This is a genomic window from Enterococcus durans (genome assembly GCF_002277935.1).
GTDB classification, from domain to species: Bacteria; Bacillota; Bacilli; order Lactobacillales; family Enterococcaceae; genus Enterococcus_B; species Enterococcus_B durans.
This window is the reverse complement of sequence record NZ_CP022930.1, coordinates 730201-744802: the sequence shown is the minus strand read 5'-3', so window position 1 is coordinate 744802 and position 14602 is coordinate 730201. Positions and strand designations below refer to the sequence as shown.

General features: G+C 37.3%; 16 protein-coding genes and 1 other annotated feature (1 of these 17 cut by a window edge). Of the genes, 12 read left to right on the top strand and 4 right to left on the bottom strand.

Annotated elements, in window-relative coordinates:
• Positions 1-216: 216 nt before the first annotated feature.
• Together CJZ72_RS14915 and CJZ72_RS03610 are read right to left on the bottom strand one after the other, a co-directional pair.
• Positions 217-345: a hypothetical protein gene (locus CJZ72_RS14915; RefSeq protein WP_264475111.1), complete on the bottom strand. Its 129-nt coding sequence runs from the start codon at positions 343-345 to the stop codon at positions 217-219.
• A complete protein-coding gene (locus CJZ72_RS03610; RefSeq protein WP_081134173.1) occupies positions 338-1783 on the bottom strand; it encodes a helix-turn-helix domain-containing protein in 1446 nt (481 codons plus the stop codon). Before CJZ72_RS03610 ends, CJZ72_RS14915 begins: the two co-directional genes overlap by 8 nt.
• A 274-nt stretch (positions 1784-2057) precedes the next feature.
• Here CJZ72_RS03610 and CJZ72_RS03605 point away from each other — a divergent pair, with 274 nt between their 5' ends.
• The gene (locus CJZ72_RS03605) at positions 2058-2495 is read left to right on the top strand and encodes a hypothetical protein (RefSeq protein ID WP_081134174.1); all 438 of its coding nucleotides are present in this window, start codon (positions 2058-2060) and stop codon (positions 2493-2495) included.
• An 84-nt stretch (positions 2496-2579) separates the two neighbouring features.
• Here the strand turns inward: CJZ72_RS03605 and CJZ72_RS03600 are convergent, their stop codons facing one another.
• Positions 2580-3434, bottom strand: coding sequence for a LysR family transcriptional regulator (locus CJZ72_RS03600; RefSeq protein ID WP_081134175.1), 855 nt, complete (start codon positions 3432-3434; stop codon positions 2580-2582).
• Between the two features lie 118 nt (positions 3435-3552).
• On the opposite strand from CJZ72_RS03600, the gene CJZ72_RS03595 reads away from it, so the two are divergent.
• The 9 genes from CJZ72_RS03595 (at position 3553) to CJZ72_RS15220 (ending at position 11808) form a co-directional block, all read left to right on the top strand.
• Positions 3553-4464 carry an ACP S-malonyltransferase gene (locus CJZ72_RS03595; RefSeq protein WP_016177830.1) on the top strand — a complete coding sequence of 304 codons (912 nt, stop codon included), beginning with the start codon at positions 3553-3555 and terminating at the stop codon, positions 4462-4464.
• Positions 4465-4469: 5 nt separating this feature from the next.
• Positions 4470-6116, top strand: a complete 1647-nt coding sequence (mdcA, locus tag CJZ72_RS03590) for a malonate decarboxylase subunit alpha (protein WP_081134176.1) — start codon at positions 4470-4472, stop codon at positions 6114-6116.
• Between the two features lie 215 nt (positions 6117-6331).
• Entirely contained in the window at positions 6332-6631 is a 300-nt protein-coding gene (locus CJZ72_RS03585; protein WP_095443634.1) for a malonate decarboxylase subunit delta, read from the top strand.
• Entirely contained in the window at positions 6621-8297 is a 1677-nt protein-coding gene (gene mdcD, locus CJZ72_RS03580; RefSeq protein WP_081134177.1) for a biotin-independent malonate decarboxylase subunit beta, read from the top strand. The genes CJZ72_RS03585 and mdcD overlap by 11 nt, the downstream gene beginning before the upstream one ends.
• Positions 8298-8300: 3 nt before the next feature.
• Positions 8301-8894, top strand: a complete 594-nt coding sequence (locus CJZ72_RS03575; protein ID WP_005880527.1) for a malonate decarboxylase holo-ACP synthase — start codon at positions 8301-8303, stop codon at positions 8892-8894.
• Between the two features lie 23 nt (positions 8895-8917).
• A complete protein-coding gene (locus CJZ72_RS03570; protein WP_095443633.1) occupies positions 8918-10003 on the top strand; it encodes an acyltransferase family protein in 1086 nt (361 codons plus the stop codon).
• Positions 10004-10024: 21 nt separating this feature from the next.
• The gene (locus CJZ72_RS03565; RefSeq protein ID WP_081134179.1) at positions 10025-10891 is read left to right on the top strand and encodes a triphosphoribosyl-dephospho-CoA synthase MdcB; all 867 of its coding nucleotides are present in this window, start codon (positions 10025-10027) and stop codon (positions 10889-10891) included.
• A gap of 111 nt (positions 10892-11002) precedes the next feature.
• Positions 11003-11305 (top strand): hypothetical protein, encoded by a 303-nt coding sequence (locus tag CJZ72_RS03560; protein ID WP_081134180.1) that lies wholly within the window; start codon positions 11003-11005, stop codon positions 11303-11305.
• Between the two features lie 419 nt (positions 11306-11724).
• Entirely contained in the window at positions 11725-11808 is an 84-nt protein-coding gene (locus tag CJZ72_RS15220; RefSeq protein WP_227259831.1) for a putative holin-like toxin, read from the top strand.
• Between the two features lie 391 nt (positions 11809-12199).
• On the opposite strand, the gene CJZ72_RS03555 is transcribed toward CJZ72_RS15220, so the two are convergent.
• The gene (locus tag CJZ72_RS03555; protein WP_081134181.1) at positions 12200-12697 is read right to left on the bottom strand and encodes a cysteine hydrolase family protein; all 498 of its coding nucleotides are present in this window, start codon (positions 12695-12697) and stop codon (positions 12200-12202) included.
• A 148-nt stretch (positions 12698-12845) separates the two neighbouring features.
• On the opposite strand from CJZ72_RS03555, the gene CJZ72_RS03550 reads away from it, so the two are divergent.
• On the top strand, positions 12846-13601 hold the full coding sequence (locus tag CJZ72_RS03550; protein WP_095443632.1) for a TIM44-like domain-containing protein: 756 nt from the start codon (positions 12846-12848) through the stop codon (positions 13599-13601).
• A 147-nt stretch (positions 13602-13748) separates the two neighbouring features.
• The gene (locus CJZ72_RS03545) at positions 13749-14348 is read left to right on the top strand and encodes an NUDIX hydrolase (RefSeq protein ID WP_081134183.1); all 600 of its coding nucleotides are present in this window, start codon (positions 13749-13751) and stop codon (positions 14346-14348) included.
• A gap of 45 nt (positions 14349-14393) precedes the next feature.
• Positions 14394-14602, top strand: a binding site (T-box leader); it runs 19 nt beyond the window's last position.

Below are 14602 nucleotides of genomic sequence, written 5' to 3'. Positions count from 1 at the left end.
TGACCTTCAACAATAAGTCAAAAAATCTCAAAATATGAAAAGCTATTTCGAGATTTTCCTCCTTATTGCTCAGGTCAAAACGCTCTTTTCACAACCTTTATTCACGGTGTTCAAGAAGCAACTCCTCAGCAATAAGGCCTAGATTTTCAAAATATGGGAAGCTATTTTAAAAATCTAGTTCTTATTTGCTCGGAGCTGGGCGCTTCTTTCACAACCTTATTCACGGTGTTCAAAGGCTTGCATCTTCAACAATAAGCCTAAACAGATGAAAAACATGAGAAGCTGTTTTTCTCTGTTCATTCTTATTGCTTGATGCAGACCAGCCTTTTCACAACCTTTATACATAACTTCTTTTTGTTTTCTTGTAGAGGCGGTCTAGTTCGTTTTTTGTTGGGATGGTTGAGAGGTAGATTACTTCTATTGGTGGTGATTCTATTGGGATATTTGAGACGAATAAATCATTTTTATTGAGTTTTATTTCTGCGAGTTGACTGTATTCTATTGGTTTTACTTGTACTCTTTTTCCAAAGGAGGCATTTAGTTCCTGTTGCAAGAATGCTTTCCATGAGGGTTCTCCTTGAAAGAGAAAATAGACGATTACCTGATTCGGTTTGACGGCTAAGAGTGCTTGCTGTGTTAGTAAAGATAATAGATAGAAAAAATAGGTTTCATCATTGATTGGAAGAGCGGGTGTTTTTATTTTTTCAAACAAACGTACTTTGTAAGGATACAAGTCGGTATAGTTAGTTTCATATTCTTCCACGAAATAATGATATTGTGACTGGAGTTGTTCCATAAGTAACGGTGATTCATGATATTTCAATAACATCAAAATCAAATTATGACTTAATTTTGTATCCCGTAAAGAAGACAGGGATAAATGATCTGAAAGTTCCTGAACAAACGCTTGGATACTTGTTGAAAAAGGATAACTTGATAAAGTGTTAGTAATTTTAGTTGTATAGTTGTTATTGTAATTCCAACTATCCAAAAAACAAGAAAAGGCAAAAACGGCTTCTTCATTTTTTAAATAAACTCCTTCATTTTCGTATAATGTCTGTAGATCAGAGAGATAAAGGAGAAACAACGGATCAGTCGGTGATAGGCTATATGTTGCCATTCGACTATTTGCTTTTATACGAATCGTATTAATGAAAAACCAACAGACACCAAAAATCTCTTCTGTTTCTACTGCTAAATCAGTCTGATCGATCTGCTTTAAAAAACGGAAATAATGTGATTCATGTACAGAAAAATCTTCGAAAAAATAACTATTATGGGTGAATGGTAAAAGTAACCGATGATAAAAAAGGCGAATGGTTTGTTCCTTGCCGATGATTTCCGCCGTGTGACGCGTCAACTTGATCTGCAAATGGTAAGGGCTTAACGAGAGGTTCAATTTTTTCACATGCCTTTTTAGCGTTTCATAGGACAGACCGTTGTTATTTAAAAAAGAAGGGATTCTTACTTGTTTATTCACTAATAGTTCTTTTAAAAGTTGGACACTGATGGATTGCCGCAAAAAGATTTCCCATAGATCGTTGGCCAATAAATTTGGTTGATGGTTTAAGTGGATACCAGCTTGATCACTATCGATCACCCAACCGTCTGGAAGTTGAGTTCGGATCATTTGCAGATCGGAAAATACGGTTCTTTCTGTCGTGTCTGCTTCATTGGCCAGTTCATTGACTGTGATTTTTGGGTGGTTCAACAGTAGTTCGAGTAGGGTGACCTGACGCTGGATGTCTTTTTCAGTAATAATTTTTTTCATCAAAGAATACATAAGGCTCTCCTTTTTGCCTATAAACAAGACATGGATTAATTATTGTTTTGTTTCTTTGCTTTATAAAAAATAGCTTTTCTTAAGTATAAGGAAAAAAGAAAGGAAAGTAAAAAACTAGTGATATTCTTTAACAATAAAGAAAAAAGAAAATCTCATCGCTTACTTTTTGATTAGGATCTTTGTTATTTTAATAAAAATAAAGTTTCTATTATTTGGGAAAAATAGTTTTCACAGATTCTGGTAAATGATTTATTCTAGGTTCAGGGGGGAGAAAATGAAAAATATACCTATTACGCCAGATTTGCAACAATCTTTCAATTACATAAAAGCAAACAGTCTAATAAAAGAAAGACAAAAGAGTTCCAGCCATATCGAAGGGGGCATGTATGATCGAAAAAAAGTCAAAGTGGCTGATGAAAAAAAGAATGACGTGTGGAATCAGATGTCTAGTTTAAGTGAATGTACGTCTGATGCGGTGGCTAGTTTGGCAGCAGCAGTGGATCAGGCGCAGGAACGCGAATTACTGTCAGCTCAAGCTACTATAGAGATAACAAGGATGTGGAATGCTCTTTATTTTTCTCGTTGCTATCAGTTGGAGTGGTCAACCAAGTCCCAAGAATTAGAAGAAATAGAAAATAAAAGAAAAGCGAGACATGCTAGAAAGATGATTACTCAGAGAAAAGGTGTCTGTTTTTTCATCAATGAGCGATAGTCGGAAATCTACGAGTACGATCGACAAAATAAACCATAAAAACGAAGTAGCAAAGAATTTTTTCTTGCTGCTTCGTTTTTTTAATTAATTTAAATAGAATTCCTTCAATGTTTTCGAAATCATTTTAGTCAAAGGATGATCTTTTGTGAATGTCGTGGAAAGGTAAATCGTTCTACTGAGTGGTAAGTCTTCGATCTCTCTCAAAACAAATGGATCGTTCTCATCATAAGACCAAGAAATTTTGGGAAAGAAACTAATCGCTAATCCTTGTCTAAGAATGGAGCGAAGGGTAGCGGGATCATCAGTCGATGAACTGATCGTTAATTCAATATTTTTTGCTTCGAGAGCGACGTCTAATGTATGGCGAAAGGCATTATTTTTAGACAGCATCAGCATCGGTGTGCGGCGGATATCATCTAACTGCAAAGTTTCTTTTTTAGCTAATGGATGTGTTTTAGGGATCGCTACATAAACAGGCTCTTCCATGATCGGCACGTTTGTCATACCTGGTTTTATTTCCGAAGTGATATATAAAACTGGATCAGTGATATCTTCTGGTAACTGATGCTGCATGATCGTTAATTGGATCGTAGGATGTTTTTCTTGAAAAATTTTTACTAGATTCGGAATCGAGACCGAAGCGACTTCTAAGTAGAGAATAACAGAGGTGATGATCTTTTCATTCACAGAAGAAATCAATTTGATTCCTTCGTCTAAAGTGGCTAATGTCTTGACAGCGTAAGGGTAAAACTCTTCTGCGTAAATCGTTGGTTCGATATTACGCCCGCTGTGATAAAACAAAGGAACGCCTAACTCACTTTCAAGGTGTTTGATTGCCCTACTTAAAGCTGGTTGGGAAATAAATAAATCTTTTGCTGCTTGTGTGACATTCTGTGTTTCAAAAACCTTTTTAAAATACTGTAAATGAAGTAATTTCATGTCCTACACCCGATTCATACCTTTTTGTTATGGATTTTTCTTTTTTTGGTATTTTTCATTATAGCAGAATTTTACTATGATAACAGAGGAAAAAGTAAGTGCCAAAGGAGGAACATTCATGAGTACAGGATTTTTATTTCCGGGACAGGGAAGTCAAACACTTGGGATGTTAAAAGATGTGCCAACTGAATACATTGACAGTATTGAAAATGTGACTGGATTTCGACTGGTAGATGAAGAAGCATCTTATCAGGATACGGTTTTTATCCAGTTAGCTTTGCTAACAAAAGCGGCTTATTACCTTGATGAAATGAAAGAACGAGGAATCAAGCCAGATCTTGTAGCAGGACATTCAATTGGGGCATTCAGTGCAGCAGTAGCTTGTGGAGCATTAAGCTTTGAAAATGCTGCCGAACTTGTTTATCACCGAGCAAATTTGATGAAAACTTCATACCCAAGCGGTTATGCGATGGGCGTTATCGTCGGTCTAACAAGAAGTGAAGCGGAAAAAGTCGTTGCAGAAACATTTGATCCCAATGAACCAGTTTATCTTTCAAATGAGAATTGCCCATTGCAACATACGATTTCTGGCAGTATCACTGGCTTAGAAAAAACATTGGCCGCAGCGAAAACACAGCAAGCGCGGACAGCGAAGTTATTGAAGGTCCCAGTTCCTTCCCATTGTGTATTGATGAATGATACCGTTGAAAAATTCAAGCCTTACATGGATACCGTTTCTGTTAAAGATGCCGACTGTTTGTATTTGAAAAATATCGATGGCCGAGCAACGAAAGATGCAGAAGAGATCCGGAAAGATTTACTTGAAAACCTGGCTTTTCCTGTTCAATGGAACCAAATGATGGGGATTGCACATGAGCTAGGAATGGATTTGACGATTGAATTTCCACCCGGCAATACTTTAACAAAGTTGATTCACGCAAGATTTGGTGTAGATCAAGGGATACGAACTCTTAATTTAGATCAACATGGCGTTGATGACACCACGTTTCTATATCAAAAATGGAGATGAATATTATGGAAAAACCAACACGTAATTGGGCTTCAAAGCGTGAAAAAAAAGCGCAACGATTAGCTAGCATCAGTCATTTACTAAAAGGTAAATATGTTGAAACTGATAAGATCGTTGAAGTACTAGAATCATTGATCACACCTGGTGATAAAGTTGTCTTAGAAGGAGACAACCAAAAACAAGCAAGTTTCCTATCAGAAAGTTTAGAAAAAGTAGATGCAGAAAAAGTGAATGACCTTCACTTGATCATGTCTAGTATTTCAAGACCGGAACATTTGAATGTTTTTGAAAAAGGAATCGCAAGTAAAATTGATTTTTCTTATGCAGGCGCACAAAGTCTACGCGTTGCACAAATGATTGAAGACGGCACGATGAAATTAGGAGATATCCATACGTACTTGGAACTTTATGGACGTTTGTTCATTGATTTGATTCCAAATGTCGTATTAGTTGCTGCCGACAAAGCAGATAAAGACGGTAATCTATATACAGGTTTCAATACAGAAGAAACACCAACAATCGTTGAAGCTGCGGCTTTTAAAGACGGAATCGTTATTGTTCAAGTAAATGAAGTCGTTGACGAATTACCACGCGTTGATATTCCTGGTGATTGGATCGATGTTGTTGTTAAAGCAGATCAACCTTATCAATTAGAAGCATTATTCACTCGTGATCCTCAAAACATCACTGAATTACAAATCTTGATGGCAATGATGGCAATCAAAGGTATCTATGCTGAACATGGCGTACAATCATTGAACCATGGGATTGGTTTCAATACAGCAGCAATTGAACTATTGTTGCCAACTTACGGCGAATCTCTTGGATTAAAAGGAAAAATTGCTAAAAACTGGGTATTGAATCCACATCCAACAATTATTCCAGCAATCGAATCTGGTTGGGTCGAAAGTATCCACAGTTTCGGTGGCGAAGTAGGGATGGAAAAATATATCGCTGCTCGTCCAGATGTGTTCTTCGTTGGTAAAGATGGCTCAATGCGTAGTAACCGTACGTTGTCTCAAGCAGCTGGTCAATACGCGATCGATATGTTCATTGGATCAACTCTTCAATTAGACTATGATGGAAATTCATCTACTGTTACGAAAGGTCGTTTATCTGGTTTCGGTGGTGCGCCAAACATGGGACATAACCCTGGCGGACGTCGTCACTCTACACCAGCATGGCAATCATTACGCGACAACAGCGATCCACTAGGCAAAGGTCAAAAATTGGTTGTTCAAATGGTTGAAACATTTGGCTCAAATAAAAAACCTGTCTTTGTAGAAGAATTAGATGCTTTAGCTGTTCAAAAACAAGCAGGATTAGCAAATGCACCAGTCATGATCTATAGCGAAGATACAACACATATCGTTACTGAAGAAGGTATTGCTTACCTTTATAAAGCAAAAACAAAAGAAGAACGTCAAGCAGCCATTGCAGCTGTCGGCGGCGTTACTCCATTAGGTATGACAAGCACAAAAGAATCATTGGATCAATTACGTGCAGCTGGAATCGTTAAATTACCAGAAGATCTAGGAATCAAACGTAGTGATGCAAAACGTTCATTGTTAGCTGCTCAAACAGTCGATGATTTGATCGAATGGTCAGATGGATTGTATGAACCTCCAATGAAATTCAGAACTTGGTCATAGAAAGTACGAGTCGTACTATTTTGGTGACAGTGTTTCAACAACTTTTTGACTTGTCTTATAGTTGAAAAAAATATGCTAGTACATGCATAAAAGAGCATTGCTACGCATTTCGCTTCCGAAAGAAAGTGCAAAAAGAAATGTTTGATTTTTGTGCTTTCTTCTATAGAAGCAATAGAAAGAATCAAATAAAATACGGATGAAAAGGGGAGAGATTCATGGAACAATTATCCTATACGTACCCAACGAATCAACCAATTAATAAAAAAATCCATGTAGGTGTAGTTGGATCAGGAGACTTAGAAATCTTGATGTTTCCAACAACAAAACAAGAATCAACAATCAAAATCTGTACAGGTAGTGACGGTTTTGGTGAAGTTTGGGCAAATGTCCTAACTCGATTTTTTGATCGTTATCCAATTTCAGCAGATATCGTCATCAATGACTTTGGCGCAACGCCAGGTGTTGTCTATTTACGATTGACGCAAGCAATTGAGGAACTGTCTGATGAAAAATAGTTTTGTAGAATTAAATGCTAGAGACCGTGTCAACGCATTGTTAGACAACGGTCATGAATTGATCGATCCTTTTGATCAATTGATCGCACCAAGTTTATTAGCACAAGGAATCGTCCCTGAAAGTGATGACGGAATCGTCGTAAGCCGAGGAACGATTGCTGGAAAACAAGCATTAGTCATTGCAATGGAAGGTAAATTCCAAGGTGGTGGTATCGGTGAAGTTTCTGGTGCGAAAATCGTTTCTGCATTGGAACATGCTTTAGAAGAAAACAAAAAAGGAAATGAAATCTTTCCAATCATCGTTTTAGATACCGGTGGTGTTCGTTTACAAGAAGCAAACTACGGTTTATTATCTATTTCTGAAATCGGAAATATGATTATTGCATTAAAAGAATATGTTCCAGTTATTGGACTTGTTCCTGGCCGCGTTGGTTCATTTGGTGGGATGTCAATCACTTCTGCACTAATGAGCTACTTGATTGCAACGAAAAAAGCAAGAGTTGGTTTGAATGGACCAGAAGTTATTGAACAAGAAGCTGGCGTACGTGAATTCGATTCAAGTGATAAAGATTTGATTTGGAACACATTAGGTTCACGCCAACGTGTTGAATCAAAAATCATCGATGAATTGGTTACAGATAGTGTTGAATCGATCAAAGAAGCAGTAGTAGCTGCAATCAATGAACGTAAAGATACACATCGCAGTGAAAGCTCAGAATTCTATCTTTCTTTATTGGATTCACTTGATCTTTCAAAACCAATGACTATCGCTGAATACAACGAAGCAATTGCGAAACATCAAGCAACACCAGTTGAATTACCAACTGTTTCAGAAGGCGACAAACCAGCAGCTACAAGTGTTGGTTACGAATGGTTTGAAGCATTGACTGATATGAAAAATCCTACTTCATCTGTTGGTACAGTTTACTATGGTGAATCAGATAAATTTGCAGAAGATGCAATTGTTACATCAATCGTTCCTGATCCAAAAAATCCAATGTACCGTGTCCGTAATGGTGAAGTTGGATTGGTTGAAGGCTTCCGCATGGGACAAATCTTGAACCATGTTTATGAAGAAGATAAAGATAAAGTCATCAAACGTCCAATCGTCATCGTTATTGATGTTCCTAGTCAAGCATATGGTTATAATGAAGAATTGATCGGGATCCATGTCGCTCTTGCAAACAGCGCTGCTGCATATGCAAAATTACGTCAAGCTGGTCATCCAGTTATCGGTTTGATTGCTGGTAACGCAATTTCTGGTGCATTCTTAGCACACGGATTACAATCAAGTCGCTTGATTGCTTTAAACAGTAAAGAAATCACTGTTCAAGCAATGTCTAAAGCAAGTGCTGCTCGTGTAACAAAACGGACGATTGCAGAAATCGAAGCTGCAGCAGATAAAGTTCCTGCTATTGCTTACGATATCAACAATTATACAAAATTAGGAGCAATCCATTGCTTCCTAGAAGATATCACTGATCAAAAAGCTTCAGAAAAAAATGTCAATGAAGTCATCAAAGCAATCAATGCTGCTATCAGTGACGTACGTGAAAAAAATGATACGATGCTAACAGCTCGTTATACAAATGAAACAGCTAAAAAAATGGGACGTGTTGAAACAAACAAAGTACGTGCCAAAATGGCTGAAGAATGGGATGCTTAAAAAATGATCAACGCACATGATATTGTTTGTTTTGATAAACAAGTAATTGAAAATAATGATTTGCCTGACTGGGTAACTCTTTCAGATCATGTTTTTGCGACAGTCCGCCGAGCAATGACCGACTATTCTGAAACCTTACCGATCGGCTTGCGTGGAACTGCCAGAAATCAGCGGTTTGCACTAGAAATACCTACTCGAATGGTTCAAAAAGTAATACATCCGTGGGAAATCACAGACCGTGAATCATTTCGTCAAACAGACATTGCCCAATTCCCTGTTTATCAGCAATTTCATGCTGCAAGAGAAATTTTATCAGGAACAAAGTGGGGAGTCGGAGGAAGTTTAGGTTTTGAACTGACAACGGATATACCGGCAGTAAAAGAAACAAGTGACTTTGATCTTTTACTTTATGTGGATACTCCAGCTGGATTGCCATTGAAGGCGATCCAGTCACACCCTGATTTTTTTGAGCAATTCGATACCCAAGTGATCACAACTCAAGGTGGTTTTTCCTTAAAAGAATATTTGAGAAATCCAGAGAAAAAAATTCTTTTGAAAACAACAGAAGGTCCAAAATTAACCAAAGAAATTTGGTAATAAATTTGAAGTGAGAGAAAGAGATGTTTGAAAATAAGAAAATCAAAATCAATGTAAGCGATTTCCGAAAAGTGTCTGCTGTAACTGCTGTAATGATGCAAACTATTTTATCATTTGCATTAGCGAATGCACACAATGAAACGACAGCTACTTTTATTGGAACATTTTACGTGATGGTTAAATATACTGCTCCGATGTTTATTTTTGCAATTGTTTATAATATGGTAAAAACTAGTCAACATATATCTTACGGGGAATTTTTAAAAGAAAAATTCTTTGAATTATTTGTTCCGTACGTATTATGGGCAACTGCGTATCTATGGTTATTCCCAGCTGTACAACAACAAACACTGTATACAAATGTAGGTAGCTTCTTATTGAAATATGTGACTGGTGACGGAGCGCCACATTTATGGTATACCGTGATGATGTTACAGATCCAATTGTTTATGCCGTTTTTTGTTTGGTTAGGCTATAAATTCTTTGCGAATAAAAAGCATGTTTGGCCAACAATGATCGTTTCAACAGCCATCTACGTTGTTTGGTATTTATTCTATCAATCACAAGTATTGAATGGACCATACCATCAAAGTTTATACCTACTTGATCGATTTGTACTAAGTTTTATTATCTATGGTATCTATGGCGTAGCTGCTTTCATGTATCACAAGGAAGTATTCAATGTATTGAATCGAGTTCGTTACTTGTTCTTGCCTGTAGGCTTAGTCATTGCGCTATTTTCTGTTCGTTCATTATTAGAACATCCAGGAGATTTGAGTTTTGCTAACGCTCCTTACTTGAATACGATTCAAAGTTTGTATAGCTTAGTTATTATTTTTGCCGTCTTCATGGGCGCTTCAAAAATGATCATCAATGATTCACCTAAATTACCACTTTTCAAATGGTTATCTGTGTACGCATATCGTACGTATTTAGCGAATGTCTTTGTATTCCAAGTATTGTTACTATTCTTTAAAGATAGTTTCTTACGATTACCTTCTGGAATAATGATCCTTGTGGCATATTTAGCTACAGCTAGCTGTGCATTTGCTTTAAGTTGGATCTTACACCTTATCTGGTCTAACGTGAAGAAAGTATTTAGTAAGTAAAAAATGAAAGGAGTTTTTGTCATGAGAGAAAAACAAAGGGAAATGGTGGCAGCGCAGATTGCTTATTCTGTGGAGAAAGCATTGATAGCAGAAGTGGAATTGAGCCCCAAGCCTGGTTTAGTGGATGCCCACAGTACGGGTGCCCATCATGATATGGATCTGTCTTTGTTTCTTCGCTCAGCTAAGTCATTGACTCCTTTTTTTAAACAAATGGCTATTGTATCGTGGAACCATCCAATCGACCAAGAATTACGTGAGAAAATTGCAGAAATTGGCCGACAGGCGGAAAAAGCGATGCTTAAAGCAACCAATGGTGTGAATACGCATAAAGGGGCTATTTGGGTCATGGGGCTCTTAAGCAGTGTCATTTCTCAGAAAATCAGTAGTAATGAATCTTTAGACTATCCTCAATTATTCGAAACTGTGGGAAAATTAGCTGCTTTTCCAGACTCTAAATTTCAAACGAAACAAAAAAGTCATGGACTTGTCGTTAAGAAAAAATATGGTGTCAATGGGGCATACGAAGAAGCTGTCTTAGGCTATCCTAATTTGGCACATGCATTGACCTCCTATGAGTCTTTTTCGACAGATTCAAAAGAGCAAAAGCAGTTGCATATGTTATTAGTCTTGATGAGTACGATTGAAGATACCTGTGTGTTGCATCGTAGCGATGAAACGACATTGTTCAAGATGCAAAAACTGGCTTATGATGCTAGTAAACGTCTGCTACCGAATCCTAGTTTTTCTGAACTTCTTCGTTTTTGCCAAAAGAAACAAATTTCACCTGGCGGCAGTGCAGATCTGCTGGCAGCTGGTATATTTTTGGTAGAAGTGAAAAGTTGGGAAAAAAAAAGCCAAGGAAACGATCGTGTTCTCGTTCAACATTAGTAAAACATACAAGCATCCAGTTTGTTATAAAAATAACCCCAAAAAGTTAGGGGAATGAAGTGCGCCCCAAAAGTTAGACCAACAATGTAGCGCACCCATAAAACTGGATCATTGGGAGCTAAGCAGGATTGCTTAGCTTTTTTTTGGACTACTGTTCTAGCAACAGAGAACCCGGCTATCACTTCTGAAGTTGCAGATATTTTTGATGTTGTAGCTCCTTTAACTGTAGGGACACCTACAGCACTTGTAGTACAAAATAAATTAGTGAATGAAATTGATCATGTTTATACTAGTCTGATTAAACTAGATAAAAAAGATCAATTTTATATTGTTGAAGAACAATTAAATTTAGGTAATTATAGTGTTGAAGAGAAACAAGGGTTTTATATCGTAAGAGATAATTTAAATGCTTGAGTAATCAAACATACTGATATGACAGCGGAAGAACACTTGGCTTCAACTGTTAATGAATGACTGAGATATTAAATGGAATTGGACCTACACAAGTTTTTTAAACGATAATGGATTACCTTAACGCCAACTTTTCTGAAGATAGAAAAGTCCAGAATAGTAGAACGATTTATGGGATCATCAGTAACCATTCAGCAATTAGAACTTAAAAAATTCAGCAGACTAATTGTTCAATAAGTTAAAATACGATAAAGTACCGATGAGATGGGATTCTCGGGCGCTTTATCGTATTTTTTTGTCTTATTCTTGCTTCGATATATGATATACTAGTAAAGTAGAAAAGTGAAAAGATGGTGGCTAATCTCTTGAAAAAGGGGTGATGCCTATGGTTCATCGCTTTATCCCTAGAAGGGAGTAAGCAAGTGTCAACTTTTGAAGCAATTCAACTGATGATCGCTTTTGCGACATTGGTTTTGCTGATTAGTGACCATAAGGACAAAAAATAACCATCTAAACACTTTGACAGGTCGTTAGATGGTTTGAAAAAAACAATTAATAACTGTCACTGTCTTTTTAACAGTTCTACATGGGGGCTATGTTCGCGCATAGCTCCTTTTCTTTATATTAGCTTAGATTGTTGATTCTTACAAGTACAATGTACACATAGGATTCAAATTGTTTTGGAAGTTTAGATTGTTGAACTAAATACATGGTAGGTGATCGGAAAAATGTAGTGACCCAAAAAAGTTAGACTTTCATTGAAGAGCGCCATAACCTGGCCTAATATCCGAGTCATGGGGTGCAACATCAACTAACTTTTGAGGTTATTTCTACGTAAATACAACTTAATTCTTTTTTTGTTCAATACGCATTGTCAGAGATAAAAAAGTCCTAGGACTACTCTTCGTAGAGGGTCAAAAAACGGCCATCCCAGATATCTTCATAAAAACGAATCAGCGTTTCTGCAGACATGACAGGAGTATCATACGTAGTAGAAGCAGATTTACGCATCTGTAGGTGATACCCTAATCCATGGGCAAATTTAACGGTGGTATCTACACAATATTGTGTTTGAGCACCACAGACTTCTAAAGAAGTGATAGTTAATTGTGTGAGCAGTTCCTGAAGATTTGTTTGATAGAAAGAGTTGGCATGGATCTTATTGACAAAATGAGTTCCTTTTTCAGTGTGGATCTCAGGAATGATCTCCCAAGCAAAGGTTCCTTCCACCAATTCTTCATCGCAATGTTGAACAAAGATGATTGGTCGCTCGGAATAGTTGTGTATCAAAGAATTAACAGTTAGAACTAATTGTTCGAGATGATCGATTGAGTGGTCTTCTTGGTGACAGACGCCATTTTGAAGATCGATGATCAGTAATGCATCAGCAAGCATGTGTACTTCCCCCTAAATTGTTGAACACTGTTGTTCTGTGAATAGAATGGTTCACAGAACAATAAATTAGATACATTGTAATACATATTGACGTGCAAAGAAACAAAGGATATGATTTTTATAATATTTTAGTTAAAAGAGGATAATGATGAAAAAGATAATCGGTCTAGTTGTGAGTTTAGGATGTTTCTTCGCTTTATTTGCTATGCCAACTGCTTGCTTTGCAGTTGCTGGTGGACATGGCGGTGGTAGTTTTGGTAGTAGCGGTGGCGGGTTTAGTTCTGGAGGAGTTTCGATTGGTAACAGATCGAGTTCTCGTGGCTATATGAACACAGGAGGTAGGTATTACAGCGATTATGAAACAAGTAACTATCCTGTGGGTCGTGGAATGTGGATCGCACCGCTTGCGATCATCGGTTCTTATGGTTTCAGGCGCTATAAACGGAATAAAGTCGAACGCAAGCGTAAAGATGTTCTATTTGCTGCTATGTCAGGAACGAAACAACAAAAAAAAGAATTATGTGCAACAGTAGAAAATATCTTTCTGACCATTCAAAATGCTTGGGATCATGAAACTCTTGAGGAAGTGAGAAACTACTATACACAACGGCTATTTGAGGAACATCAACGGGTACTGCAGGAAAATGAAGCGGATGGGGTCAAGAATCATACTAAAAAGGTAAGTATTCAAGGCTTAGAAAATTATCGGAAAATCCACGAAGAAAGTTTCTCGATCCGTATTGATTTCAGTTGTTTAGATTACACGATCGATCGGCGAGATAGACGGGTTATTTCAGGTAGCCGTAGGAGACAACAGCATTTTTCTCAAATATGGTACTTTGACTATGATCAGGAAGAAAATCTCTGGAGAGCAGATTTTATTCAACCAATTTACACAGATTAAACGATCCATAGACAATAGCTTATAAATCATGTGGATAAGTGAAGTAATGGAAAAGTTAAAATTATGCTACGTTCAAGTAGACGGATTTGTCAGTTGGTCCAAACATCCTTATACTTGAGAAAAGGATGTCGATAAAGGAGAAACGAGATGCAGACCAGATTTGATCAGTACAGAAGACTATTGACGATTGCAGAAGCAGGCTTACTTTACGGAAAAGACGTATTTGATAAAGAAAGATATGAAGAGCTGCGGACGATTGCTCTTGAATTATTGAGTGGGATTGGTACAGAAACTTCAGCTGAACTATTTCGTTTAACAGAGCAAAACGAAGGATATCCCACACCGAAAATCGATGTTCGAGCCTACATCAAGCAGGAGGATAAAGTTCTCTTGATTGAAGATAAGCGGACAAAAGAATGGGCACTGCCAGGGGGATTTGCAGAAGTTGGGCTCTCGCCTAAAGAAAATATCGAAAAAGAAGTTGAAGAAGAAACGGGGCTCATCGTGACAGCAGATAAACTACTTGCATTGTTCGATACAAATGTAAGAAAAGATGTTCCGCAACTTTTTCAATATTATAAGCTTGTTTTTTCCTGTACTATCCTGGCCGGCTCATTTGTGGAAAATAGTGAAACATCAAACAGTGCTTTTTTTGCTTTAGATGAGTTGCCACCATTATCGATCAAGCGAACGACGAAGGAACAATTGGCAATTTTAGCCAACGGACCTTTACCTTATTTTGACTAAAAAAAGTATTGACAAGTAAAATAAGAGAGCGTATTATTATCAAAAATAAGTGTCTTACAAAAGAGAAGTAACATGATTGATCTTTTCAGAGAGCTGATGGGGCTGCGAATCAGTAAGTGGATGATGTGAAATGGACTTTTGGACTGAAGTGTTGAATCAAGTAGGGACTTCCGGGTACTCCCGTTATAGAGAAAGACCGTTGTTAGACGGTCGATAGAGATATGTTTTTTTAGCATATGATTGAGGTGGCACCG

Bases quoted from the DNA above. Each gene is read 5' to 3' on its own strand.
- CJZ72_RS14915 (WP_264475111.1), bottom strand. From the start codon at position 345: ATGTATAAAGGTTGTGAAAAGGCTGGTCTGCATCAAGCAATAAGAATG.
- CJZ72_RS03605 (WP_081134174.1), top strand. From the start codon at position 2,058: ATGAAAAATATACCTATTACGCCAGATTTGCAACAATCTTTCAATTAC.
- CJZ72_RS03545 (WP_081134183.1), top strand. From the start codon at position 13,749: ATGCAGACCAGATTTGATCAGTACAGAAGACTATTGACGATTGCAGAA.
- CJZ72_RS03600 (WP_081134175.1), bottom strand. From the start codon at position 3,434: ATGAAATTACTTCATTTACAGTATTTTAAAAAGGTTTTTGAAACACAG.
- CJZ72_RS03565 (WP_081134179.1), top strand. From the start codon at position 10,025: ATGAGAGAAAAACAAAGGGAAATGGTGGCAGCGCAGATTGCTTATTCT.
- CJZ72_RS03585 (WP_095443634.1), top strand. From the start codon at position 6,332: ATGGAACAATTATCCTATACGTACCCAACGAATCAACCAATTAATAAA.
- CJZ72_RS03575 (WP_005880527.1), top strand. From the start codon at position 8,301: ATGATCAACGCACATGATATTGTTTGTTTTGATAAACAAGTAATTGAA.
- mdcD (WP_081134177.1), top strand. From the start codon at position 6,621: ATGAAAAATAGTTTTGTAGAATTAAATGCTAGAGACCGTGTCAACGCA.
- mdcA (WP_081134176.1), top strand. From the start codon at position 4,470: ATGGAAAAACCAACACGTAATTGGGCTTCAAAGCGTGAAAAAAAAGCG.
- CJZ72_RS03555 (WP_081134181.1), bottom strand. From the start codon at position 12,697: ATGCTTGCTGATGCATTACTGATCATCGATCTTCAAAATGGCGTCTGT.
- CJZ72_RS03610 (WP_081134173.1), bottom strand. From the start codon at position 1,783: ATGTATTCTTTGATGAAAAAAATTATTACTGAAAAAGACATCCAGCGT.
- CJZ72_RS03550 (WP_095443632.1), top strand. From the start codon at position 12,846: ATGAAAAAGATAATCGGTCTAGTTGTGAGTTTAGGATGTTTCTTCGCT.
- CJZ72_RS03570 (WP_095443633.1), top strand. From the start codon at position 8,918: ATGTTTGAAAATAAGAAAATCAAAATCAATGTAAGCGATTTCCGAAAA.
- CJZ72_RS03595 (WP_016177830.1), top strand. From the start codon at position 3,553: ATGAGTACAGGATTTTTATTTCCGGGACAGGGAAGTCAAACACTTGGG.